Annotated in this window: 1 protein-coding gene; it reads left to right on the top strand. The window is 41.8% G+C overall.

The window, feature by feature from the left end; genetic code table 11:
* Nucleotides 1-77 precede the first annotated feature (77 nt).
* Nucleotides 78-1,574 (top strand): IS1182 family transposase, encoded by a 1,497-nt coding sequence (locus QWZ17_RS23310; RefSeq protein WP_290307728.1) that lies wholly within the window; start codon nt 78-80, stop codon nt 1,572-1,574.
* The last annotated feature ends 70 nt before the right edge of the window (nt 1,575-1,644 follow it).

Here is a 1,644-nt window from a genome sequence, read left to right as displayed (position 1 = left end):
CGGTGATTGTTGCGCAACTCGACAATAAAGTTCTTTGAAATATTGATTAAAACAGTGCTTTTTAGTAAATTAAAGGCATGCAAGGAAAAAAAGCCCATCAGGAAAGTTTGTTCATCCAGTTTCAGCTTTCCGACCATGTTCCAGCCGATAATTTCTATCGGAGACTGAAAGGGATACTTGATCTGGACTTTTTATATCAGACAACGTCAAAGTATTATGGTAAGGAAGGCCAAAAAAGTATTGATCCGGTAGTGTTTATGAAACTGATGCTGGTGGGCTATTTGGAAAATATCAATAGCGACCGCCGTATCATTGCTTCCTCGGGAATGCGGATGGATATTCTTTATTTCCTTGGATATAGTCTTGGGGAGGAGCTGCCATGGCATTCAACCTTAAGCCGTACCCGTAAGTTATTTGGCGAGCAGGTTTTTCTTGAGTTGTTTAAACAGGTACTGAAGCTATGCATTGACAAAGGCCTGATTTCAGGTAAGCGTCAGGCTGTCGACAGCGCTTTGATACCGGCCAATGCTTCCAAACACAGTATGGTTGAAAGAATGGTAATGGAAGATGCATCCGTTTTTAGCCGGGAACTCAATGATAACATAGAAAAGGAGCCGGTAAAACCGGAAGCCCCGAAAGAAAACAACGAAGACAACAACAAGAATGACCAGGAGAAAAAGGATAAAAAAGGGCCGACCAATCAAACCCATTACAGCCCTTCAGATCCTGATTCCCGCCTGACCACTAAACCCGGCAAACCAATGAAACTATACTATCGGGCACAAATGAGCGTGGACACTGCCAGTCACTTTATTACCTATATACAGGCTTTTAAAGGAAATCAGACCGATAACAGCAGTCTGCCTGCGATATTGCCGCAGCTTATAGCCAATCTTTCCGGCAGTCATGTTTCCCGGCCGGAAGAGATCCTGGCAGATACGGGTTATAGCAGCGGTAAAGCGATCAGGGCCTTAACAGCAAATAACCTTAAGGGATATATCCCTAACCCCGGACGTTATAAGTCTTCAAGAGAAGATGAAGGTTTTATATATGATGACCAGTATGACAGATACGTTTGTCTGATGGGAGTAGAGTTACCTTTCCGACGTATTGAATCCGCCCATGACGAACCAACTGTGTATAAAAAGATCTATGAGTCAAACATCAGCGATTGTAAAAACTGCCCGTTTAAGGAAATCTGTGCCAATAAAAAAGGCTTTAAAAAACTGGTTGATTCAGCAGATAAGCCCCTGTATGAATATATGCGAAAGCGGGTAGAAAGCCCAAAAGGCAAACAAATGAAATCACTTCGGTCCAGTACTGTAGAGCCAGTCTTTGGTTCCTTAATTAACTATACCGGCTTAAGAAGAATAAATACCAAAGGCCTAAAACAAGCAAATAAGGGAATGCTCATGGCTGCTGTAGCATACAATATCAAAAAACTGCTTGCTCACAAGCCTAAAAAGATAAAAGAACTGAAAATGCCAGTCATAAAAGGGATAAACGGCTTACTTTACCGCTTGTTTAGCTCATTTATCCGGCATTATCCTTTAAATCCGATACCATCGTTTTAATCAATAGCTCAAAGAACGGTTTACTGTCTCACGACTGTATTTAATAATAGTTGCGCAACAATCACCTGCG

Origin of the sequence: Mucilaginibacter flavus (genome assembly GCF_030409315.1) — a bacterium.
Classification (GTDB): Bacteria; Bacteroidota; Bacteroidia; order Sphingobacteriales; family Sphingobacteriaceae; genus Mucilaginibacter; species Mucilaginibacter flavus.
The sequence above is the reverse complement of the archived record's forward strand: the minus strand, read 5'-3'. Positions and strand labels throughout refer to the sequence as shown.